Consider the following 22,755-nt stretch of genomic DNA (forward strand, 5'->3'; position numbering starts at 1 on the left):
ACTTTATTCTGTAACTTTCTTCTGTAGAGCTTCTTTAACTGCCGGGCTGACAGCGCCGTCTCCACCAAGAACGGTTACGGATGTAACATCAGTCGTATAGACGTATTTCGTCAAATAAGCATCCAATTCTTTAGGAAGCTTCTCTGGATCGACCAATAGAAGCGAACCTCCATTACCTGTTACCAGTGGTGCTGCTGCGAGAGCGTCCGGATAGTTTCGTCCGCTTGCCACATACAATTCACCAGTATTCGGTCCGAACTCTTTCAACAGCGATACAAGCGTACCGTAACGGTTCGTGCCGGACAGGCGTTCCACGGAAAGAGCCTTCTTGTCGACTTGATTCACCAGGTCATCCGAGATAACACCAGTTCCACCGACAACATAGACATCTTCATCTTCCAGGATGGCCATTGCTTCTTTAGACAGCTTCTTACCATCTGTCAAGACGATCGGCATTCCTTCTGCTCCGGCAAGAGAAGCGGCACTTAACGCGTCTGCATAGTTCTTACCTGTAGCAAGGAAGACACCGTTGCCTTCGAATCCAAAGGAATTCTGCAGCTCATCTGCGATCGCAAGGTTTGTTTCATAACGGGTGTCACCTGACAAACGTTCAACCTTATCAGATGCGATGCTGATCGTGTTCAATTGGCTGAACACTTCTTTAGAAACCGCACCTTCACCGCCTAACAGATACACGTTCTTCGCACCAAGGCGTTTGATTTCCTTAAGGGCTGCATCTGTTAATTTACCTTTACTGTTTACCGGTATGATCGGTGCTTCTGCTGCGGAAGCTAGTGGTCCGGCAGAAAGAGCATCCGGGAAGTTAAATCCTGTGGTTACGATGACTGTATCTGCACCGCCATCAGGATAAAGTTCCTTAGAAATTTCAATAGCTGTTCCTACCCGTTCTTTTCCGGACAGCACTTGTACAATATCCGCATCTGTCGTAATTGGAACGAGATCGAGCACTTCATCTGTCGCTTTGTCCACCATGTAAAGCGCGGAGTATCCTTTGATGGATTTCTCCGGTGTCGTAATGGAGACAGGAACCGTTACAGATTGTCCAACGTCCACTTTCGCAGCGTCTTTCCCTGCTTTTACGGATCCTTCACCCTTCTCCTCGGAATCATAGGATAGGACTTTTTCTTCTGTCATATTCAAGGTGTAATCGACAGAAGCGGTACCTGTACCGAAGTAGTCAACAGCAATCTGGTATTGTCCATCCGGAAGTCCTTTAACAGAGAAAGCTTCACTATCCGAAGCACTCGCACTGGCTGCTACCAGTTCTCCGTCGCGGAATAGGAACAAGTCCAAATCAGCCGGGGCAGCCGGGGCAACATCCACACTTAGAGACACGTTGTTCTCGATATCAATATCGATAACTTCTCCATCCACCTGGGATGCTTCCGTATCCTGCTTCACTGTTCCCTTAATCGTGTCTTTGATCGGTCCTGTGAATCCGACCGTTTCAAATTTAACGTCTTTTGCATCCTTCATGTAGTTCGTGAAAGTAACTTCTTTATCTATCTTCTCGGAAGAAGAAACTTTACCTAAATCTATACGTCCCGGCTCACTGACAAAGTCCTGAGCAACGGCATCCAACGTATATTTATTCATTTCTTTCCCTTGTTCAGGATTGGTTGCACCGTATACATGTACTTCCCAAACCCCTTGCTTAGGAGAAGAGGCGACATATTCATCCAAGTCCTTCCCGTCATAGCCGGCATAGCCGGTAGAAGGTACATTTACTTGAACTCCATCCGGATCAAAGACCATAAGACGGACTCTCGCCTGCTCTTCGCCACCCTCCGTTACGGCATCAAGCGTGAAACGAAGCTCACTCACACCGGAATCTACATCAAATGTATATCCTTTTGTTTGAGCGGCCTGCACTTCATCCGTCGCGCGGAAGCGGTGCTTGTTCTCTTTTGTGAACTCATACCCTGTAACGATCGTCTGGGCACTGCGCGCTTCTACGTATGGTGTAGAAGGATCGTCAAATGTAAGCGTTCCGGCGTTGACGCCCGTCTTCAGCTTCTCGGCATCATAATTGACCGTAATATACTTATACTCTCCTGCACCAAGAGAAACCTCTTTAACAGAAGGCGTAAACCAATCATCAGAAGCTTTCACTTCCAACTTCTTCGCTTCATCGGATGTGTTGTGGACAAGAACTTCCACTGTTTCAGGGATGTCTTTGTTACGGACATATAGGCCTGGTCCGCCGGCGACTTTCTCGCCGTGGAATACAGTGACATCGACATCCTTCACTTCACTGATGAAGTTATCGCGCATATACTCATAAGCAGCCGGCACATCAATCAAGCCGCCACCCTGTTGAGCACGATCATAACCATCCAGCTCTCTCGCCGTCTGGATCAATGCTTCACGAGCAAGCTCGTAATCAAAAGGCATACGATCTTTCTCTGCCGCTGACTTCAGAACGGCCACAGCACCTGCGACGTACGGCGCTGACATACTAGTACCCTGCAGGACATCATATGCTGTCTGGCCTTCTGCTTGATATTGGTGAACCGGCTGGGCGGCATAAGCAGAACCAGGTGCTACGATATCCGGCTTCTGATCACCGGCTTCGTTCGGTCCGACAGATGAGAAGTACCATAAGCCTTCCCCATCAAGTGGATTGCCATCTTTATCTTTTCCATATGGGAAGTTGTTATATTCTTTCGCCCACATCTCCGAGTTGATATAAGCCCCTACAGAAATAACACTGCCTACATCCCCGGGAGACCCGACCGTGTCGATCCCCGGACCTGCATTACCGGCAGATGTGACGAAAACGATGTCGAAATCATCGGAAAGCAGCGTCATCAACTCGCCGTAGCTTCCTGTACCATCGTTCAAGTCAGGGGAAGACCCGAGACTTAAGTTTGCAACATCGACGCCGAACCCACCTTCTGATTCCGGTAGAGCCGCATCAATCATGGCCGTTTGTATGCTCCATGTGTAGGCACCGCCGTCTTCTTGGAAAACACGCATACCGACAATATCTGCCCCCGGTGCGACACCTTCTCCTGCAACTGCTCCATACGCGTTAGAGCGTAGCGGTCCATCCGCTGCGGAAATACCTGCTACGTGAGAACCGTGGCCGTTCAAGTCCGTAAACAGGTTGACCGTTTTAATGCCGAAGTCTTCCTCATAACGGTTCATATCGTTTACTCGGAAGTTGGCACCGACCGTTTCGTCTGTCACATCAACATCGAACGTACCTGCTTCACCATCTTTATAAGCCGTTTCGTCCGTGAAGTCTCCGTCGATATCTGTATCGATGTACACTTCATCACCGACAAGCAGCACCCCGAAGTTGTCCATCACAGGATTGCCGTCTTCATCTACTTCTTCGCTTCCATCCCCATTCAAGTCTGCAAGCGCATTAAAATGGGTGCTACCGAAATAGGCATCTTCTCCATCTGGATTGATTTCATCCAAGGAAAACGCATCTTCTAATTCTTCTGGAATTTCCATGAAGACGACATCACCTTCTGAGAAATAACCGTATGGTTCATTCTCCAGATATTCGGCGTATTTGTCTTCAAGGGGATAAACACCAGTGTTTGCTGCGTGAAAATCAGAGATCGTATAATCTCGGACCTCAGTTATCTTAGAGTCACCGAACTTTCTTGTTTCTGCAAAATCAGCGTCATCCGGCTGTTCTGTGAAGGACTCATGCCCTGGATCGGGACCGGAGTCAATGATCCCTACACGGATTCCTTCTCCGCTGAACTTATCCTGAATTTCATCGACCCCTGTCGCTGGATGCGTTTCCAATTGATCCGGAGTGACATCTGCTTTTGGATCGACTGCACTCTGTTTATCGGCATTCAGTTCCTTCGGCTCCAGTGGTGCAAGCTCCACTTTAGCATTCTCTCCGACCGTACGGACGGAATCTAGTTTGACGACATCCAATATTTTGTTTGTCGGTACATCGGCTAAATAACCATAGTTCTTATGATTTTGTTTGACTTTTACGCCAAGCTTCTCCAACTGTTTCGTAGCATCCGTTTTCCCGTTACCGATGATTACGAGTTCCTGTGTAGCTGCTTCATTATTTGCAAGCTTCAGGACTTCTTCCTGGTTCAACAGCGTGTTGAACGTCTTCGGAGCCTTCGTTTCTGCCTGTACTGCTCCCGGACTATATGTACTGACTCCGGCAAAGGAAGAAGCTACGATCGCCGCACTGGCTAGGACGGACAGCGCTTTTTTCTTCATATTCTTCTTATTTGACACCAAAATAATAACCTCCCTGGTTTTCTTGGTAATCTGACAAACTAAATCCTTCCTCCACCTCCTTTATTTATTAAAATATTGCAAAAAATTACAATATTAATTTTACTTTACAGTTGTATTAAGGTCAAACTATTTATTAAATTCAGAATATTTACCTAATAAAAAAGACCTAACTGTTGTTAGGCCTTTTTTAACCGCGGAATTCACAGGCTGGGATATCCGAAATGGACAGCCTTTTCTATACCTTAAATTTCTACTACTAATTCCCTGCAAAAAAGATAGCAAAGGAAAAATGTTAATTTTTCTACTCGTTTGTAAGAAAAGTTTTATAGAAACTACTAATTTATTAGAACCCGGTCGATTTTCCATGCCAAAGGTATGCTGATTGCTTCTGAACCGCCGATAATATGGTAGTCGGCGCGCTCTCCGAATAACTTCATACTGCGTTCCATAGTCGTCCACTTATTTTGGTTCGTCAAAAGGACAGGGCTGTTCGATTGGACGGCAAGCGGCGTCACCGCCATGGCATCAGGGAAGTTTCTACCTGTCGTAAAATAGAGGGTATCTGCCTGCTTATTTCCAAAGGTGCGATGCATGGCTTCATTCGTTTCATAACGTGTGGCACCCGATATCCGATAAGGGCTGAGAGCCTCCAGTTCCTTTTCCACCTCGTTGGAAACCGGATTCGTTCCACCGACAATATAGGCTTTCGTAATACCCAGGTCTTCCAAGTAGGATCGGGCGCTCTCCGGGATCTTGTTTTGTTTCACATAAATAATCGGATACTGCTTCATCCCACTGTACCCAGCAGCAGAAAGAGCGTCCGGAAATTCCTGACCTGAAACAACGAATGCTTTATTGGTGTCATAAGGAATCAGCTCATTGACAGCAATCGCTGTTTCGTAACGATCGGCACCTTTGATGCGATGAACTCGGTATCCCGCTTCCTTCAAATCCTTCTCAACATCCGGATGGACAGCAACGGTACCACCTACCATGATCACATCGGTTGCCCCGAGACGCTTCAATTCCTTCGCAACAGTTGAAGATAATCTATCTTTCTTCTCCAGTAGAACCGGGCTGTTCAAGTAGGAGGCGAGTGGTGATACAGCAAGGCTGTCCGGAAAATCTTTGGCTGTTGCGAGGATGACAAATTTACCTTCCTGTTTACGTCCATCCACCATCAAGGATTGCTGCTGAAGCTCATTCCAACCCTGTTTAGATATTTCGACAGCCGTATCGACAGCGGTGGCGCCTGAGATTCTGTGAGATTCTTTAATCTGAGCGAGCGTCTTCTCTGCATCAATCATCCCATTCCCTAAATCATACGCACCGGCTACCGGGGATGCCGACTGTTCGATGAGACGCTTCGTCTGTTGTCCGGTCAGGAAAGGAGCTTGATTCTTTACCATAGCTGCCAGACTGCTTACATGGCCGGTGGACATGCTTGTTCCTTCCATATATTCGTAATCGTCTTGCAAATATGTACTGATTAAATCCGTTCCCGGTGTAACGACATCGATATCGGCACCATAATTCGAGAACGAGGCCTTTTCTTTCTTGTTCAGGTCGTAGCTTCCAACCGCGACTACCTGATCGAATGCCGCTGGATAAAGCGTATCGTTCTTCTCATCATTTCCGGCTGCAGCGACGACAAGCACCCCATGTTCGACGGCATATTGGACAGCCTCTTCCAAAGAAGAGCGGTAGGTATATGTACCGAGGCTCAAGTTGATGATGTCTGCATCGTGATCAACTGCATACTCAATACCATCAATAAGGTCTGATACGCTCCCTTCGTTCTCTTCCATCATCTTGACAGGCATAATTCTGACATCACCTTTTGATAAAGAAGCAACTCCTGTCTTATTGTTCGTAACTGCACCTATTAACCCCGCTACATGTGTTCCGTGACCATAATGGTCTGTTGGATTCTGACCACTTTCCAAAAGGTTGGTCCCTTTAATTACCTGTCCCTTTAAATCAGGGTGGGACGCGTTCACACCTGAATCGACGACGGCGACTACAGGCTCTGCATCGGAAGCGTCTTTATAAAGGTTCCAAGCCTTTATTACATTCATTCTCTGAAAGGTTACCTGTTGATCGGGGTAGAACGTATCATTTGGAGCACCCTGCGAGTACACTTTCGCATCAAGCTCCACATACTCCACATCTGGATCCTGCTCAAGGTCTTCTTTCTTCTCTTTCCAATTTCGTTTGTCCGTTTCCACTACATCCAGAGGAAATACCGGATCTGTCGACTGAGTCGTAACCCTGTCCTTGTATTTAACGATCAGCTTAACAGACGCATCCTCTTCCGCCATGACGTGACTGCTTCCAAAACAAACCGCTGCAAGGACAATGAGAATTGCCCATAGTTTTCTAGATTTCATATCGCAACTCCTCTTCTAAAACTTTTCCTATCTCCACAAAATATAAGTTCCTTCGCTCATTCAGTTTACATAAAAATACAAGACTTTTAAATGTTTCCGAGTTTTTTTCTTACTATTATTCAAATAAAAAGCACACCACAAAATGGTGTGCTTTTTCAGACTGTCTTTGAAGTTAACGGCTTCTGGGTCGTTAGCTTCAAAGACGTCGAATGTATGTCGACTATGCTTGATACGTAAATACCCGTTAGAATAAACCCAGCCGCTTCTTCACACGGATGCGCTCCGGTGGATTGGTGAAGACCATTTCTCCGTCCAGTACGACATGGGCGTTCTCCATGAATTGATACATCATATCCGTTCCGAATTTCTTCCCTACTTTATCATACGCCTCTTTCAGGAAGAACCCCCGTTTCTTCGAGTCATGAGCATCGGAGGCGATGACGTGTCCAAGGTTATGTTCAATGATCTGATAAGCAAACTTTTGGGAATCCCTGCCGAATCTCCCGACAAGACTCCCGGCTGATAACTGCGTGAACGCGCCGTTTTTAACAAAGTGATAGAGCAGGTCCGGCTGTTCCCGAAGTGTACGGTTCCGTTCAGGGTGGACAATCACAGGCTTATATCCCGCCATCTGCATGTCGTAGAGCATCTGCTTGGCATAATGCGGAACAGTATTCTCCGGAAACTCTACATATAAATACCCGCTTTTTTCATTTATCGGAAGAACCATTCCCTGCTCCAGCTCTTTTATGAATTCCTCGTGGAGCCGAACTTCTTGTCCAGGCAGAACAGTAAGGTCTATTCCCTCTTCATATAAACGTTCATTTAATTTCCTGCATTGTTCTATGATCTGTTGTGGTTCGTTATAATACTCAGATGTTTGGTGATGCGGTGCAGCTACAACCGTCTCGATACCCTGCTTAAGTGCTGCTCGGGCCATTTCAAGACTTTCTTCCATGTGGCTTGCTCCGTCATCTATACCTGGAAGTATATGACAGTGTAAATCGATCATAACATCCACCTCTTCTATTAGTTTTCTATTTGTGCGACATAAAATCCGACTGTTCATTCACAAGAACAGCCTTCGAAAAAAATAAGGCTTCAGCCTCAGTGACACTTTCGTTCATTATTACGAATCTATTTAAATTATAAAATAGATATCAAAATTATTCAAATTATATTTATGTCGAATAATGTAGTAATTTTCTATGAATTTTGATAGTTTTTATATGCTTACTCTTATGCGAAATCGTTCGTTATACAAAAAAATCCGTTTTATTTTGACATATCTATTATTGAAATATCTTCCCCTTTCCTGTATTGTTCTTTATAAAGAATGATATTATCCTACAAAGAACACCCGATGAAAGGAGGTCTGCTTGTGTCTCGTTTTCTAACTATTCTTTTTATATGGAGCGTTCTACTCCTCAGCACATTGATAACAGGAACTGTAGCAGCTGAAGAAGTGCAGCCAAGCATTCTTGTCGTCTATTCATCGACTCAAGAGGATCCGGGACCAAACATTCACCGCTTGGATATGGTAGCTGGTCATTTTACCAAGGACGTTCGAATCGTTGCAGCCAATGATTTAAATGAATCCCATATAAAAGAGGCAACCCACCTGATTTACTTCGGCGAAGTGAAGTTGAAAATTCCAAAAGAGGTAAAGGAATACATAAATCAATTCCCAGGTAAAATAATTGCTTTTGGTCATAACTACGAACAATTCAGGCCTTTTCATTTCATTAATCATCAAGGAACAGTCCAAGTGGACCAATATACAGTCACAAATCAGGATAACCATACTCTTCCACTTCCAGAGAAAAGAGAGATTTCCGACATTAAGAATTCGGATGCAACGAAGGAATGGATTACAGCGGGAAGACACTATCCTCTTCTCCTTCAAAAAGGAGACTATTATTATTATGCTGCCGACGAATTGACCCTCGATGACATGATAGTTTTCGGGGAAGTACTTCACTATATTCTAGAAATCGATCACCTAAAGGAGCATCCTGCTTATTTCCGATTAGAAGACGTCCATCCCCTTCTCGATCCGAAATTGTTGAAAGATTCGGCTCACGTCCTCCTGGAGAACGATATTCCCTTTATGATTTCTGTCACTCCTGTGTACGTTAATCCAAAAACAGGAGAGCGCTACCGATTATCAGATGCTCCCGATCTCCTTCAAGTTTTAAAGGACCTTCAATCCCAGGGGGCAGCTATCGTCTTACACGGATATACAGATCAGGCATGTTCTCTTCCAACAGGTAGCGGATTCGAATTCATAGGCTGTGAAGAAGACTCCCAACTTCCAAAAGAAGTAATTGAAGAACGGATCAGAAAAGGAACCGAAGAGTTGGTATTACATGGTTTGGAGCCTGTTTCTTTTGAATCTTCCCATTATATGATTCCACAAAACGGGTATGAGAGTGTCCGTCCTTTCTTTACTCTTTATACGGGCCAACTGCAATTAAGCGATGACAATTGGAGAATCATGGACGAGTCCCCTTTCCTCACCACCCCATCATTCTTGAAAGGAATCGCTCTTATTCCGGAGACGCTGCGATACAAGAAACATGCCCAGTCTTCCATTGAAGATATGGAACGGAGAATTCACCAGTTGTCCGCAGCCAGAGACAGCGTAATGAGTGCCTTCTACCACCCTTACCTCGGTCCTGATGGTTTAGAAGAAATGATTGCAACTATGAACGACGTTCCAACTATTGCGTGGAAGGATATTAGTCAACAGGCAGAATTAACATGGAAGAAGAAGGGTGTTGTTCTGGCTGAACATCACGAGCAAAAACCTGTGCCGGAGCAACCTAAAGCAACCATTTTCTCCATCCTTGCATCTGTGCCTTGGAGCGGACTGATCATCGGGTTTTCATCAGCAGTTATGATAATAGTTATCTCATTTATACAAAAGAGCAGATGGCGAAAATACGATCAGTAAATTTTTTTATTTTTTAGTTCTTTATAATGAACGTTTGTACCAATTAAAAAACACAGGAGAGATAAGTTATGAAAAAAATTTGGTGGCTGTCATGCATGATCGTTTTCCTGACCGCTTTATCTCCCGTCGTCATTCTGGCAGACAACAATGTTGAGGAGCCTGATGTCCTGGTTGTTTATTCGAATGAGACTGGAGAAATGGATGAAAACCAGCGGAAACTCGATATGCTTCTTACCCACTTTACAAAAGAAATAAAGATAATCAGTGTGGACGAATTTAAGAAAAGTGATTTAAACGGGGTCACTCATTTGGTCTACCAGGGAATGAAGAAGCACCAGCTTCCTAAGGTATGGATTCGTGCAGTGGATGAGTACGAGGGGAAGGTAGCTGTCTTCGGGTATAACCAGGAGCAATTGGGAAGCCGCTATCGTTTTGCAGAGGCGAACGGTGAAAAAACAGTCCACAGCTTTTACTTAACCCAGAACGAAAACACTAAGTTTAACAGTTCTGTTCAAAGCATTCACTCCATCAAACCAGGGCCGGGATCAGATGTCCTGGTAAAAGCGGTTGGAGGCGATCATACTCATCCCATGATTACAAAACAAGAGAACTCCTACTATATCGGGGTCACGAATTTGATGTCTGACTCCTCCATACCGGTCGGTGAAGTCCTCCATACCTTTTTCAACATGGATCATGAGCACCAACATCCAGGATATATTCGGCTGGAAGACGTCCATCCACTTGTTGACCCGGTTAAATTGAGAGCAGTTGCTGATGTTCTGATTGACAGAGATATTCCTTTTATGATTGCTGTCATTCCTGTCTACACAAATCCGGATACAGGGAAGCAATCCCACTTGTCTGATTATCCAGAAGTACTGAAGACATTAAAATACATGCAGAACAACGGCGGCTCTGTGGTTCTGCACGGATATACCCATCAGTACCATGCGACAGAAACAGGAGAAGGTTTTGAGTTCTGGGACGTGAAGAATAACACTCCGATTTATAAGGATGCAGCGGAAGATACACCCTTGAAAATCCGTGCTGACTTCTCTAATGCAAGAGAATACGAAGCACACAGGGAGGAGCAGAAAGACTTTGAACGTACGTATATAAACCGGAAGCTTTCACAAGGTATTCGTGAATTGAACAGCTTTGGATTAAAGCCACTAGCGTTCGAAGCTCCGCACTACACCATGTCACAGAACGGTTACCGGACCGTCTCTGCCTCCTTCTCCACCTATGTCGGACAGGTGCAGCTGAGCGATAAAAATTGGGAGGTCATGGACAGCGTTCCTTATAAATCGTCTCCCTCTTTCTTTCATGGGATGAGTCTCCTTCCAGAAACATCTGGATATGTAGATCCCGATAATGAAAAATCAGCAGATGAAATAGCCGCCAAAGCAGAGAAACAGATGTTTCTGCGGGATGGCATGGTTTCTTTTTTCTATCACCCCTATTTAGGGCCGGAACGCCTGGTGGAAGTACTGGATAAAATCGATCATCTCCCTGTAAATTGGATCGACATGAATAAAGAGGATGCAATCGTCACAAGTGGAGACTTAACTATCGAAGCAGTCGATGGGGAGGTCAAAACAAACCAAACTATTATCGCCTCTACGACTGATACAAGATTAGGATTCACCTACTTCTTGAAAACATCCGCAGAGAAAATTATGTGGAGTATGGTAGGCACCGTTATACCTGTCCTTATTTTCTTCATTGCTGCTGCATTTCTTTCCAAGAGAAGGATAACGAAAGAGGAAAGGAGGAGACACATTGGCTGATTTGTTATTATACACCTCACTTTTTTTAATCTGGATCATGCTCTTCTATCACATGTTTCTCATGCAGGGAGGATACCTTCATTTTCTTCAATTTCGGAAGACAAAAGCAGCTTGGGAGAAGAAGCAGGAAGAAATGCCGACGGTGAGTATCCTGATTCCTGCTCATAATGAAGAAATTGTCATCGACGAGACGCTTCATGCGATGCTCCGGCTTCAATATCCAGAGGGAAAGCTTGAAGTTATCGTCATTAATGACAACTCGAACGATAACACAGGAAATATAGTAGATACTTACGCAGCAGCACATCCGATGATACGTGCTGTTCACACTAAGCCTCCTCATGCAGGTAAGGGAAAGTCAGGGGCTTTAAACCAAGGATTAAAGGCAGCGACCGGGGATATGATCGTGGTTTATGATGCAGATAACACTCCAGAACCTGAGGCGGTCTATAACTTGGCTCTCGGATTAATGAATGATAAGAAAGCTGGAGCCGTCGTCGGTAAGTTCCGTGTCACAAACAGCAATCGAAACCTTTTGACCAGACTTATTAATATAGAAACGATCACCTTCCAATGGCTCGCCCAGGCAGGGCGTTGGTTCTGGTTCCGGATGGCCACGATTCCAGGAACAAACTTTGCCATCCGCAGATCGATTCTGGAAGAACTGGGCGGGTGGGATGAGAAAGCCCTGTCCGAGGATACGGAACTCAGCTTTCGAGTATACAATCTTGGGTACCACATCCGCTTCTTCCCCGCTGCCATCACATGGGAGCAAGAACCAGAGCATCTGAAAGTATGGTGGAAACAGCGGACTAGATGGGCGCGCGGAAACGAATATGTGATCCTGAAGTACCTGCTGCAATTCCACCGTATGAAAAGAAAGAAAATCATTATTGATCTTCTGTATTTTCTTTTTACGTACCTTTTATTCTTCAGTGGTGTCATCGTCTCCCACTTTCTTTTCATCTGGAATCTTTTCCAGGACCTGAACTTGTCCATCGGAAATGTATCCATTGTACTGCTCGTTCTCGGATTCCTCTTATTTGTAACAGAAGTGACGCTTGCACTCAGCTTCGAACAGGGACAACTGACTTGGAAAAATTTCTTCATCGTCCTTTTCATGTATTTCTCATACTCCCAATTGTGGATCATTCTTGTTGTCTATGCCACATATCTTGAAACGAAGCGTGTTCTTCTCAAACAAGAAGTGACTTGGTACAAAACTCAGAGATTTAAAGGAAAACAGCATTCGGAGAAACATTCCGCATGATCGACAGGTGAATAGACCATGAAGAAAACAACGATTGGAGTCTTGCTGATGACATGTCTTGCCTTCGGATTTTTTGTATTCGGTTCGTTCTCAGGTCACGCAGATAATGCAGATACTCTCCGTTTTATTCAGCGGTCGATGACCAATAAAAACGGGACGCTGGCCACCTACCTGAAAGATGAAACGGGAATTGACAGTGACGAAGTCCGTGGCCGGGAAGCGCTCTCGGAATCGGTGGGGCTGTATCTTCTCTATACTCTGGAAACGAACGATCAAAAACGCTTCCGTAAAATGTACCGCATTCTGGATGATAAATTTCTTATGAACGATGGATTCATTTATTGGAAGCTTTCCAAGAACGGCAAAGCGGAGGTCATGACTAATGCTTTAGTGGATGACCTTAGAATTATGAACGCCCTTTACCTTGCCTCCGAGAGATGGTCTGTTCCTGCTTATAAAAAAACGGCCGATGAAATCGGAAAATTCATCGGTGATCACCTGCTCCGCAGCGACACACTTGTAGACTTCTATGACCGCACAAACTCCCATACTCCTGGATCTTTGACTCTGTCTTACTTAGATCCAAAGAGTCTGGATATCTTATTGGAACGTGGGCATATCAGTCAGGAAAGCTTTGATCACATGTTAGGAATACTGCGCAACTTGCCGGAGCAAAACGGCTTTTATCCGAAATCCTATGGAGTGAAAAACGGGAATTTCCGCTTCGAGGAAGAAGTAAATATGATTGATCAGCTGATTGTAGCTTCCAACCGGGCGCAGCATTTTGGAGAAGACACCACCTTCACTTCTTTCCTCCTGGCTGAATGGCAAAATAACGGGGTCGTATATGGACGATATGACTCTAAGTCCAAAAAACCAACCGTCCCCTATGAGTCTCCTGCTTCCTACAGTTTAATGATTCAGTATGCTATTCAAATCGATAATAAAGAACTCGCCCTTCTCGCTTACGAACGGATGATTCAATTCCGAACCAATTCCCGGGAGTATCGAGGTGCTTATTCCGTAACAGAAGGCAACACGCACATCTTTGATAACCTTCTTCCACTGCTCTCCATTGAACAGTTAAAGAACAAAGACTGGATTTCCTAATCCAGTCTTCTTTATTACCTTCATTCTCAGTGATTCCGTTATAATTAATAGAAAGAAACCACCACTAAAAGTGAGGTATTTGGATGAACTCATTGACGGAACAACCGAAATGGGAACAACTCCTCAGCTTGGTCAAAGCGACAGACCCACCGAAGATCCTATTCAGCACTGCCCTCTTCCTAAGTCTGCTCACAACTTTGGCAAGCCTTGCCATCCCGCTTTTTGCAAGCAGATTGATCGACGATTTCGATTGGAAGGACTTGAATACCCCCATCCTTATTGGAATCGGAGCAGCCTTACTGATTCAGGCGGTCGCCGGCGGTGTTTCTGTGTACATGCTCGCCCGTGTCGGCCAGCATATCATCGCATCCTTGCGGGAAAGGCTGTGGAAGAAGCTTCTGGTCCTTCCTGTATCGCATTACGATACACACGAAACAGGAGATTCCGTCAGCCGGATGACGAACGACACCGGAGTGATCCGCGATTTGATCACCGATCATTTCACCGGATTCGTGACAGGGATCATCTCGGTGACAGGAGCAATCGTCATCCTGTTCTACCTGGACTGGCCGCTCACGCTCGTCATGTTTTCGATCATTCCGCTTTCCCTTTTGTTCCTTATTCCCACCGGTAAGAAAATGGCGGAAATATCCCGCGGTCTCCAATCCGAGACGGCCAGCTTCTCCGCCAACCTGACTCGCGTCATCTCTGAAATCCGCTTAGTGAAAGCATCGAATGCAGAAGACATGGAATGGGATAAAGGTAAATCAGGCATACATAAGCTGTATCGACTGGGATTGAAGGAAGGCGTCATCCAGGCATTAATGTCTCCTCTCGTCTCTTCGCTGATCATCGTCGTCCTTGTTCTGATCATCGGCTTCGGAGGCATCCGTGTCTCTTCCGGCGCCATGACTGCCGGAGAACTTGCCGCTTTCTTTATCTATCTGTTTCAGATCATTATGCCGATCACCCAGATCGTTTTCTTTGCGACCCAATTCCAGAAAACGATCGGAGCCACGGAGAAAGTGATGGACATCCTTACGCTGGAAGAAGAGAAATTGGAGGAAGGACATGATGTATACACAAGGGATGACAGTCTCATCATCGACGGCATCCATTTTGGGTATGATCCTGCTGAAAGGATTCTGCATGATGTAACATTTACAGCTGTGAAAGGAGAGGTTACGGCAGTGGTGGGGCCAAGCGGGAGCGGGAAGACGACCTTGTTCTCTTTAATCGAACAATTTTACAAACCAAGTTCAGGAGTCATCCGCTATGGGAATGAACCGATCGATGCGTTCACATTAAAGTCCTGGCGACGGAAACTCGGCTATGTATCTCAGGAGAGCCCGATTTATGCAGGAACGATCCGTGAAAACTTGACCTATGGTCTGGAGGGAGAAGTTCCCTTTGAAAAAGTGAAAGCAGCTGCTGAAATGGCTTATGCGCATACGTTCATCGAAGCATTCACCAATGGATATGACACAGAGGTCGGGGAGCGCGGCATCAAACTATCCGGGGGACAGCGCCAGCGGATTGCCATTGCCCGAGCCCTGCTCCGGGATCCGGAAATCCTCATGCTGGATGAGGCGACATCCAGTCTCGACAGTCAATCTGAAATCGTCGTCCAACAGGCCTTAAAGAATTTGATGAACGGCAGAACCACGCTCGTCATCGCCCACCGGCTTTCAACGATCGTGGATGCCGATCAAATCATCTTTTTAGAGAAAGGACACGTCACAGGAATCGGCACTCATGAGGAACTTTTTGAGAAACATGCGCTCTATCATGACTTCGCCCGTCAACAACTGCGCGTTGAATAAGGTGACACAAAAAAAGCAGGCAGATGCCTGCTTTTCTTTTATGCTGATGCAGAGTTGCTTTCTGATTCCTCTTCTTCTTTCTTCGTCTGCTTTTTACTGCGAATGAAAGGAATAACGAATGAAAGAATACTTACAATGTAAAGGCTGATGGATACAGGGTCAGAGACGAGGATCATCATATCCCCACCAGAAGCCGTCAACGCCTGACGAAGCGACTGCTCCATCATACCACCAAGGATGAAAGCGAGAATGAACGGTGCTGCCGGGAACTGAAACAGACGCATCAAGTAACCGATGACACCGAAGATCAGGAGTAAGTACAAATCGAACGTACTGAAGCTTATGGCATATACACCGATCAAACTGAAGATGGCGACAAGCGAAATCAGCAGCGGACGAGCGATTTTCAGAATCTTGGCGATGTACGGAATCAGCGGCAGATTCAAAATAAGCAGGAAAATGTTACCGATATACATACTTGCAATGATTCCCCAGAATACTTCCGGCCTGTCCGTCATAAGAAGCGGTCCAGGCTGGATGCCGAGCACAAGGAAGGCGCCGAGCATGACGGCGGTCGTACCGGATCCCGGAATACCAAGGCTTAAAAGTGGAACGAACGCGCCGCTTGTAGCCGCGTTATTTGCCGTTTCAGGAGCAGACAATCCTTTAACAGAACCTTTTCCGAATTCCTCCGGACGCTTCGTGATTTTCTTCTCGGTAATGTAACCGATGAAGGAAGCGATCGTGGCACCGGCCCCGGGAAGTACGCCTAACAGGAAGCCGAGGAAGGACTGCCTTGTCATCGGCCCACGCATTTCTTTAAAATCGGATTTAGACAGTTTCAAACTGCCGATATCCCCTTGGCTTTGCAGCGATTTATCTTTTCTTCGAATAACAAGAAAACAGATTTCAGCTAAAGCGAAGAGTCCAAGAGCGATGACAAGAAAATCGATTCCTTCCAATAAGTTCGGCGTATCAAATGTGAAGCGAGCTGTTCCTGTCTGGCCGTCAATACCAACAGTGGCGACCATAAAACCGACTGTCGCCGCAATCAACGCCTTAATTGTAGACCCATCAGACAGACTTGCAATAGCTGTCAAACCGAGAAACATCAAAGCAAAATACTGAGCCGGTCCGAATGAGACCGCCACTTGAGCCAAAGCCGGGGCGAACAACATCAACAAGACTACGGAAACCGTTCCACCTACGAAGGAGGAAATAGCTGCGATTGCCAATGCCTTTCCAGCTTCCCCGCGCTGAGCCATTGGATAGCCGTCGAACGCTGTGGCAACGGTCCCGGAAACACCAGGAGCATTTAATAGAATAGATGATGTCGAACCTCCGAAGATGGCACCGTAATAGACGCCGGCCATCATGACAAGTGCGATTGACGGGTCCATTCCATAAGTGATCGGAATCATGATCGCGATAGCACTGATTGGTCCAAGACCGGGCATCATACCGATCAATGTACCCGCCATGACTCCGATGAATACGAATAATATACCTTGCAGACTAAAAGCGACTTGAATCCCTTGCATTAACCCTTCCATTGCACCCATAGCTACTCACACCTTTAAAATGGTAATAAACCTTGCGGCAGTCGAATTTGCAGCAGGTAGTTGAACGATAAATACATCACCAGCGGGAACAGGACAGCAACCAGCACATTCGTCTTATACTTCCTGTAGCCTAAGAACAAAGAACAGAAGAAAATAAACAGTGTGGAAGTGATGACGAATCCGAGGATTTCCAACAGAAAGATGTAAACGAAGATCATACCGCCCACTGCCAGTAGAAAGAGAATCTCTTTCTTCGGAACCTCCCTCTGTTTTTTTGCTTCTTCGGTTTCCGACGAGCGGTCAAAAAATAAGAAAATAGCAAGAACGATCAATAAATATCCGAGAACTTTTGGAACGAGATCCGAATCGACTGGTACGTAAGGATATTCCTTCAAGTTGTAGCTCAAATACAAGTATCCGGACGCAAACAAGATGAGAAAAATACTTAATTTTTGATTCAACGTTTTCAACATATGCATCACCTTCACCTTAATGGTAAATAGAAAGGGTCGAAGCGACCCTTTCCTGTCTTACTCTCCTAATCCAAGCTCATCCATCAATCCGGAGAGCTCTTCTTTTTGTTCTTTCAAGTATTTACTGTATTCTTCGGAATCCATGTACAGTTCGTTCCAGCCGTAGCTGTCACGCATTTCCGCAAAAGCGTCGGAATCACTGACTTCTTTTAACTTCTCTTCGTAATATTTCACCTGCCCGTCGGTCATATCTCCAGGTCCGAAGAAGCCTCTCCAGTTAACGAACGTCGCATCGATGCCCTGCTCCTTGGCTGTTTGGAAATCAGACAGCACTTCCCCTTCCAAACGCTCTTCTGCAGTAATACCAAGTACTCTCACCTTACCCGCTCTCACCTGCTCCACCGTTTCCGCAATCCCTGTGGAATAGACATCAGCGCTGCCGTTGAGAATCTGCGTCATTCCACCACTGTCTTGTGCAGATACGTAGCGGATCTTCTTGATGTCGACGCCGGCTTCCTTCGCAATGGCAACGAACTGCATATGGTCCATAGAACCAGGGGAAGAAGTTCCGACTACCGTCACGCTCTCCGGATCTTTCTTCATATCTTCAAACAACTCATTCAAATCCTGCCATTTCGCATCATCAGCGACGGCAAAAGCACCATAGTCCGCAATCATATTAGCAAGTGGTGTAAAGTCTTCATGAGACAATTGTGACTGTCCATTCAATGGAACGAAAATAAGTGGTGGAGAGGAGACAAAAATGTTGTGCGGATCGTTCGTACTGTCGATGTAGGACCAGCCTACCGCACCGCCGCCCCCTTCTTTGTTGACGACACCTACGCTCTTCTCAATAATCCCTTCTTCCTCCAACACTTTACCGACGGTTCTTGCAGTCGTATCCCATCCGCCTCCAGCGCCCGCCGGAGCAACGATTTCAACATTCCGATCCGGCTTCCATTCTCCGTCATCTCCATCACCGGACGCTTGCGATCCCCCACACGCTGCCAAAAATAATACAATCAATAAAGCCCCTAGTTTCCACATGTGTTTCATGCAATAACCCCTCTCTATTTGTCGTTCCTTGATGATAGTGTATCGAAAGAATTCAGAAATGTAACCGTTTTCAAAATATTCTATATTAAATGCAATAAAGCTAATTAACCAAATAAAATTCACGATATAGAAAGTAACAACGAAGCCGGCAAAACAGAAAAAAAAGCATATCCAATTCGGATATGCTTTCTTAGGAATTAAATTAGTGAGCCATCATCTCATGAGCTATCTCCTCTCCGTCCATGTCACTCGGGTAATAAGTCGGCCAGTTTGTCACTTCCTCAAGCAGTGCTTCACGATCATCTCCCCAGTAGAGGTGATAATGTCCAGCATCTGTCGGTTCGATACTGTGGTCGCTGAATTGGAAGTAAGCAGGCATTCCTTCTGATCCGTCTTCCTTCTTGAAAATGTAGCGGACACCGCGATTTCCTCCTTCGTATTCCAGGATCTCATAGCCATCATAACTGTACATGGCAGATTTCTCTTCGCCGTCTTCAAAGAAAGTCACGCTGCCGTCTTCTTCCATGATGATACGATCGACATTTGTTTTATAGCCTGTTTCATAGTACTCTTTGTACTCCGCTTCTGTCTTATCTCCTTCATCTTCCGCTTTATGTGCGAACACCTCATCTAACGTTCCGTCTTGAAGGTAAGGGTAGACAGACTGCCAGTCACCGGCCCAATCGGAAAGGGGGCGGTCTTTTACCTGGCTGTCTTCAAAATATCCATCATAGATCTTCTGTTCCTCTTCACTTAAGGCATGATCATGTCCATGCTCTTCCTCCACTTCTATATCAACGTCCGACTTTTCAGAAAGCGCTTTGGTTAGAACATCCAAATTCTTCTCCATTAAAGAAAAGTAGTCTTCCCCGTTATCGATATCTTCTTCTGTTAATGTTGCAAGGTTATGGATACGCAATGTTTCCGCATCTATTTCCTCTCGGACGACGTCCGCAACTTTCGGTGTAATGTTCTGTTCGAAAAGCACATAGTTTAAGCCGTACTTCTCCGCAGTTTCAACAATCCCCTGTAAGTCTTTCTGCGAAGGCTCATTCGTCGGACTTAAACCGGAAACTGCGATTTGTTCAATGCCGTATAAATCTTCCCAATATCCATAGGCTGCATGGGAGACAATAATTTTATTCTCCGGAAGGCTGTCAATTTGGGTACGGAACTCCTCATCCAGGCTTTCAAGCTGACCTTTTAACTCTTCGAAATTCTGCTCGAATACCTCTTCCTGTTCCGGACGAAGTTCTACCAGTGTATCTTTAATATTTTCTGCCATTTTTATGGAACGGACAGGATCAAGCCAGACGTGCGGATCCTGATCTCCGTGGCTGTGTCCGTGGTCGTGATCATCTCCATGATCATGGTCATGGGCGTGTTCCGCCAGTTCTACTCCCTCCGTCGCTTCTAAAATCGTCACATCTTCATCCTTAATAGAATCAGAGATTTTCTGTGCGTATGTCTCAAGCCCTGCACCGTTGTACAGGAAAGCATCTGCTTCCGCGATTTCTATCATTTCCTTCGTCGTCGGTTCATATGTATGCGCATCTGAACCTGGTGCGAGAATGGACTCAACCGAAGCACCATCCCCTGCAATCTGCTGAGCAAAAAACTGGAGCGGATACACCGTGGTAAATATCTTCAGCGGTTCCTCCGAGGTTTCTTTTTCCCCTTCTCCACTGCTCGCCGTATCGTTTCCACATGCAGCAAGAGCAATTAGTACAGTAAGTAAACTGATGATTCCTAGTAATTTCTTAACCAAGTTCTCTCTCCTCCTTTTGTTCAAACTTATATTATCGTAATCATTACTATTTGTAAACAGTAATTATTACGATTTTTATCAATTCCATGACAGACTTGTTTTTTAGTTACATAGTAAAATGGGTAGGATGAGGTTATCCGTTCACCTTCTGTTCACTTTACTGTGTAAAGGTAAAGGGAAAGAAGGAGTAAAGAGAGGATGAAATGAATGATTTCCATTTTAATCGTTGATGACGATCCCCATATATTGGATCTTGTAAAACTTACTGTGGAACAGGCAGGGTTCCTTGCACGGACTGCTGAAGACGGCAAAGCAGCGCTTCTTATGCTCGAGAAGGAATCCTTTGATCTCGTCATTGTCGATGTGATGATGCCGGGGCTGGATGGTTTCTCGCTAACAAAAGAAATTCGTAAATTTTATGACCTGCCTGTAATCCTGCTCACAGCTAAAGGAGAGCTCTACGATAAAGAACGGGGCTATGATGCGGGGACAGATGATTATATCGTGAAGCCGTTTGAGCCGAGGGAATTGGTCTTCCGAATACGAGCCGTTCTGCGACGTTATGATAAACCGGCTGATTTGGTCGTCCGCGCCGGAGATATAATCATAGACAGAAAAAATTATGAAGTGGCAATCGGCAGGCAGCATCTTCTACTCCCTCTCAAGGAATTCGAACTGTTAAGCTTATTAGCCAGCCGCCCGAATCGTGTCCTCCAGCGTGATATGCTGATTGAGCAAATATGGGGACTCGATTTTGAAGGCGATGAGCGAACGCTCAATGTGCACATCAAACGAATCAGAGAAAGGCTGGCCGGCGCTGAATCATCTGTCAAAATTACCACGGTCCGGGGGATCGGTTACAAGTTGGAGGCGTCTCTTTTATGAAAACCCTGTATTCTAAATTCCTATGGACGACGTTGTTCATTATGATCGGAAGCGCTTTTGCCGGATTTCTCCTTTCCAATCTTTACTATCAGAATGAGCTGAAGCCGGAAAATGACACGAAGAACACGAAGATTGCGCTTCAAATGGCTGCCTATGGAGAAACAGAGAAAAGCCTTGAGGATTTTCTTGAACATACCGCCTCCACCGGCTATCAGCTCTACCTTTTCAGTGAGAAGGAAGGGGAACAATACTTTGGACGCTCGTTTAATGAACATAATTTGCCGGCATCCGCCGTCAGCCGGGTGATCGAGGGAGACATCTATCATGGTATGCGTGATTTTCCGAAGGAGACGTTTGTGACAGGCTTCTTCGCCAATGAACTGCGGAACACCGTCGGGGTGCCTCTAACATATGAGGGAACACGATACGCCTTGTTCATGCGGCCGGACATCGAACTGCTGTTCAATGAACTTCACATCCTGCTCGCGTGGATGGTTGCTGCCATCGTATTATTAAGTCTTGCGGCTATGCTGATTTGGTCAGGGTTGATCATTCACCCCATCCGAAAATTGACGGCTGCTGTCAACAAGGTCGGCGAAGAAGGGTTCGGTGTTTACTTGAAGGTGACAAGGAAAGACGAAATCGGCCAGCTGGCCCGCCGTTTCAATGACATGATCACCCGGCTGGGCAAGCTGGATGAAATGAGAAAAAGTTTCGTTTCAAACGTATCCCACGACATCCGGACGCCGCTCTCCAATATTCAGGGATACAGCCGTCTGCTGGAGAATGACAATCTTCCGCATGCAGAGCGGCAGAAATATTTGGCCGTCATCCAGGAAGAAGCAGAACGGATGTCTGCCTTATCCAGTCAATTGCTGACTCTCTCTTCACTTTCTCCGGAAGAAGAAAACATAAAGAAGAGCCCGGTCGACGTAAGCGGCCAATTAAAGCAATTGATACGAAGGTATCACTGGAGAATAGATGAAGCGGGGATGTCGATCAGCTACAATCTGGACGAAATGATCTGCCTTGGGAACGAAGCTCTACTTTATACAGTCTGGGAAAATTTGCTGACAAACGCAATCAAGTATAACAGCACAGAGGGGACAATATCGATTCAGGGAACCGCCACAGCGGATGAGATAAACGTCTCCATAACGGATTGCGGCATCGGTTTATCAGAAGAGGAGCAGGAGCAGGTATTCGACCGCTTCTACCGGGCGGATCAAGCCAGATCCCGTTCTGTGCCGGGTACTGGACTGGGGCTTTCCATCGTCAAAGAAATCATCGACCTCCATGATGGGAGCGTCCATTTACACAGTGAACCTGGTTCCGGGTCCACTTTCCTTGTCACCCTGCCAAGGCTGTAATCTTTCATTCACCTTCTGTTCACACAGGATGATTAACATGGAAGCAGA

General features: G+C 45.8%; 14 protein-coding genes. 7 read left to right on the forward strand and 7 right to left on the reverse strand.

Annotation, left to right across the window (positions count from 1 at the left end):
- Positions 1-3 precede the first annotated feature (3 nt).
- The 3 genes from M662_RS15165 to M662_RS15175 form a co-directional block, all read right to left on the reverse strand.
- Positions 4-4,248 carry a cell wall-binding repeat-containing protein gene (locus M662_RS15165; protein ID WP_236096563.1) on the reverse strand — a complete coding sequence of 1,415 codons (4,245 nt, stop codon included), beginning with the start codon at positions 4,246-4,248 and terminating at the stop codon, positions 4-6.
- A gap of 338 nt (positions 4,249-4,586) precedes the next feature.
- Positions 4,587-6,641 carry a S8 family serine peptidase gene (locus tag M662_RS15170; protein ID WP_051348926.1) on the reverse strand — a complete coding sequence of 685 codons (2,055 nt, stop codon included), beginning with the start codon at positions 6,639-6,641 and terminating at the stop codon, positions 4,587-4,589.
- 244 nt (positions 6,642-6,885) lie between these two features.
- Positions 6,886-7,653 (reverse strand): tyrosine-protein phosphatase, encoded by a 768-nt coding sequence (locus tag M662_RS15175; protein WP_026578152.1) that lies wholly within the window; start codon positions 7,651-7,653, stop codon positions 6,886-6,888.
- A gap of 369 nt (positions 7,654-8,022) precedes the next feature.
- On the opposite strand from M662_RS15175, the gene M662_RS15180 reads away from it, so the two are divergent.
- From M662_RS15180 to M662_RS15200, 5 genes are all read left to right on the forward strand, one after another.
- On the forward strand, positions 8,023-9,597 hold the full coding sequence (locus M662_RS15180; RefSeq protein ID WP_026578151.1) for a DUF2334 domain-containing protein: 1,575 nt from the start codon (positions 8,023-8,025) through the stop codon (positions 9,595-9,597).
- Positions 9,598-9,665: 68 nt separating this feature from the next.
- Positions 9,666-11,390 carry a polysaccharide deacetylase family protein gene (locus M662_RS15185; protein ID WP_051348925.1) on the forward strand — a complete coding sequence of 575 codons (1,725 nt, stop codon included), beginning with the start codon at positions 9,666-9,668 and terminating at the stop codon, positions 11,388-11,390.
- Complete coding sequence (locus M662_RS15190) at positions 11,383-12,660, forward strand: glycosyltransferase family 2 protein (RefSeq protein WP_026578150.1); 1,278 nt, start codon at positions 11,383-11,385, stop codon at positions 12,658-12,660. The genes M662_RS15185 and M662_RS15190 overlap by 8 nt, the downstream gene beginning before the upstream one ends.
- Positions 12,661-12,678: 18 nt before the next feature.
- Entirely contained in the window at positions 12,679-13,770 is a 1,092-nt protein-coding gene (locus M662_RS15195) for a glycosyl hydrolase family 8 (RefSeq protein ID WP_051348924.1), read from the forward strand.
- Positions 13,771-13,853: 83 nt separating this feature from the next.
- Complete coding sequence (locus tag M662_RS15200) at positions 13,854-15,593, forward strand: ABC transporter ATP-binding protein (RefSeq protein WP_026578149.1); 1,740 nt, start codon at positions 13,854-13,856, stop codon at positions 15,591-15,593.
- Positions 15,594-15,631: 38 nt separating this feature from the next.
- Here M662_RS15200 and M662_RS15205 read toward each other — a convergent pair whose 3' ends face one another.
- The 4 genes from M662_RS15205 to M662_RS15220 form a co-directional block, all read right to left on the reverse strand.
- Positions 15,632-17,155, reverse strand: a complete 1,524-nt coding sequence (locus tag M662_RS15205) for a tripartite tricarboxylate transporter permease (protein ID WP_008633113.1) — start codon at positions 17,153-17,155, stop codon at positions 15,632-15,634.
- A gap of 14 nt (positions 17,156-17,169) precedes the next feature.
- On the reverse strand, positions 17,170-17,628 hold the full coding sequence (locus M662_RS15210; protein ID WP_008633108.1) for a tripartite tricarboxylate transporter TctB family protein: 459 nt from the start codon (positions 17,626-17,628) through the stop codon (positions 17,170-17,172).
- Between the two features lie 57 nt (positions 17,629-17,685).
- Positions 17,686-18,684, reverse strand: coding sequence for a tripartite tricarboxylate transporter substrate binding protein (locus tag M662_RS15215; protein ID WP_008633106.1), 999 nt, complete (start codon positions 18,682-18,684; stop codon positions 17,686-17,688).
- A gap of 202 nt (positions 18,685-18,886) precedes the next feature.
- Positions 18,887-20,452 (reverse strand): metal ABC transporter solute-binding protein, Zn/Mn family, encoded by a 1,566-nt coding sequence (locus M662_RS15220; protein WP_035388309.1) that lies wholly within the window; start codon positions 20,450-20,452, stop codon positions 18,887-18,889.
- A gap of 207 nt (positions 20,453-20,659) precedes the next feature.
- Between M662_RS15220 and M662_RS15225 the strand changes: the two genes are divergently transcribed.
- A complete protein-coding gene (locus M662_RS15225; protein ID WP_026578147.1) occupies positions 20,660-21,337 on the forward strand; it encodes a response regulator transcription factor in 678 nt (225 codons plus the stop codon).
- Positions 21,334-22,707, forward strand: coding sequence for a sensor histidine kinase (locus M662_RS15230; protein WP_026578146.1), 1,374 nt, complete (start codon positions 21,334-21,336; stop codon positions 22,705-22,707). The genes M662_RS15225 and M662_RS15230 overlap by 4 nt, the downstream gene beginning before the upstream one ends.
- The last annotated feature ends 48 nt before the right edge of the window (positions 22,708-22,755 follow it).

Source organism: Bacillus sp. SB49, assembly GCF_000469135.2.
Taxonomy (GTDB): domain Bacteria; phylum Bacillota; class Bacilli; order Bacillales; family Halobacillaceae; genus Halobacillus.

Excerpts from the sequence above, each read along its gene's own strand:
- M662_RS15195 (WP_051348924.1), top strand. The coding sequence starts at position 12,679 with ATGAAGAAAACAACGATTGGAGTCTTGCTGATGACATGTCTTGCCTTC.
- M662_RS15225 (WP_026578147.1), top strand. The coding sequence starts at position 20,660 with ATGATTTCCATTTTAATCGTTGATGACGATCCCCATATATTGGATCTT.
- M662_RS15210 (WP_008633108.1), bottom strand. The coding sequence starts at position 17,628 with ATGTTGAAAACGTTGAATCAAAAATTAAGTATTTTTCTCATCTTGTTT.
- M662_RS15170 (WP_051348926.1), bottom strand. The coding sequence starts at position 6,641 with ATGAAATCTAGAAAACTATGGGCAATTCTCATTGTCCTTGCAGCGGTT.
- M662_RS15185 (WP_051348925.1), top strand. The coding sequence starts at position 9,666 with ATGAAAAAAATTTGGTGGCTGTCATGCATGATCGTTTTCCTGACCGCT.
- M662_RS15175 (WP_026578152.1), bottom strand. The coding sequence starts at position 7,653 with ATGATCGATTTACACTGTCATATACTTCCAGGTATAGATGACGGAGCA.
- M662_RS15230 (WP_026578146.1), top strand. The coding sequence starts at position 21,334 with ATGAAAACCCTGTATTCTAAATTCCTATGGACGACGTTGTTCATTATG.
- M662_RS15205 (WP_008633113.1), bottom strand. The coding sequence starts at position 17,155 with ATGGGTGCAATGGAAGGGTTAATGCAAGGGATTCAAGTCGCTTTTAGT.
- M662_RS15215 (WP_008633106.1), bottom strand. The coding sequence starts at position 18,684 with ATGAAACACATGTGGAAACTAGGGGCTTTATTGATTGTATTATTTTTG.
- M662_RS15200 (WP_026578149.1), top strand. The coding sequence starts at position 13,854 with ATGAACTCATTGACGGAACAACCGAAATGGGAACAACTCCTCAGCTTG.